Genomic DNA, 1315 nt, shown 5'->3' on the forward strand with positions numbered 1-1315 from the left:
TTACTTTGTCATTTTTGTACATAATTATTAAAATTATGTAGCCTTATTTCCGGACGGGTCAATATTGTGGGCAACGGTCTCGGCTATGAGTAGTTACGTGGTTTAGCACTTAACATTGCAAGTACACACTAAACTGAAAGCTCGTAAGGATTTTCAGAAGTAGGCGAGAACAAGCAATTACTTATAGCCATTGTTGTAAGTAGGCTTTTATATTAAATTTCCAACAAATTCTATTAATTCAGGCATATTTTCGTAAACTCCCTTCGCTGTCATTGATGCTGTTACTCTTCCTAACCAACTCATTATTTTTGCCTTTCTGTCAGAAGTGCCTTTTGGATTTTCTTCATCAATCGTTTTTAGCTCTTCAATAGCTTCATCTTCTACACCAAACTCTTTTAGTTTAGCTACTTGTTCTGCATTAATTGTGATGTTAATGTCTCCTTGAGTTATATTATCCCCAGCAGCAACGTTTAAGGGATTATTATTACCATAAATATTATTTGTTATTATATTTTGGGCTTTCTTATTATTTTCTTCGCTCATAACGTATTTGTTTTCTAAATCTGGAAATTCTTCTTCCAAATCTTGTAAAGTGTCTATTAATTTTTGCTTCGTTAACTCAACAATGTTAGTCAATTGTGCTTTTCCAATAGTTCTTTGTCCACTTCTTATTACTCCACCATAAGAATTCATTTGGTCTTTGTACAATTCACTAACTGTTTGCACCATTCCACCATTCAAATGTATATATCCTTTAGCATCTTTCATTTCTCCAATATTCTGTTCGACAATTGCTATCGGCTCAATAACACGATGGTGATTTAATAACTCTCCCAAATCTCTTTGATTGTCAGATAAGACAACAGGAAATGATTGAGTTCTGCCAAATGGAAATTCAGCTGTAAGTACGATTTCAGCCCAAATTTTTCTGTAATCAGGCAATAAAGGGTCTTCGAATTCATATCCATTCAACTCTTTATTTAGCCAATTTTTAAATGTTTCATTTTTAATTAGACGAGCAATAAGTTTTGCCCGAGTCAATCCTTGCGCAACTGTTATTCTATCGTATGCTATGTCTGTAATTAATTCGTTTATCATTTTGTTTCAGCTTACTTACAACGGTTGGTATAACCGCAGTTACGGTTTTAAAGTTACTGATTTTCGGCTTAAAAATTGACCTTTAGCAATTCCGAGTGGATTCGGACGTAGTCGAATCCGCCGTAATTGCGGTTATACGTCTTAAGTTTACAATCTGTTAATTTTAAAGTATTAATCAGAAAGAACAAAAGAGAGAAATAAGGTTATGTTATACGGT

General features: G+C 33.6%; 1 protein-coding gene. It reads right to left on the reverse strand.

The window, feature by feature from the left end:
- Positions 1-207: 207 nt before the first annotated feature.
- The gene (locus tag ICJ85_RS16085; RefSeq protein ID WP_241739575.1) at positions 208-1098 is read right to left on the reverse strand and encodes an AbiTii domain-containing protein; all 891 of its coding nucleotides are present in this window, start codon (positions 1096-1098) and stop codon (positions 208-210) included.
- Between the last annotated feature and the right edge of the window lie 217 nt (positions 1099-1315).

The sequence above is a fragment of the Aestuariibaculum marinum genome, assembly GCF_014596975.1.
Taxonomy (GTDB): Bacteria; Bacteroidota; Bacteroidia; order Flavobacteriales; family Flavobacteriaceae; genus Aestuariibaculum; species Aestuariibaculum marinum.

What these genes read in the sequence shown, in the direction of transcription:
- ICJ85_RS16085 (WP_241739575.1), bottom strand. Translation starts at nt 1,098, where the DNA reads ATGATAAACGAATTAATTACAGACATAGCATACGATAGAATAACAGTT.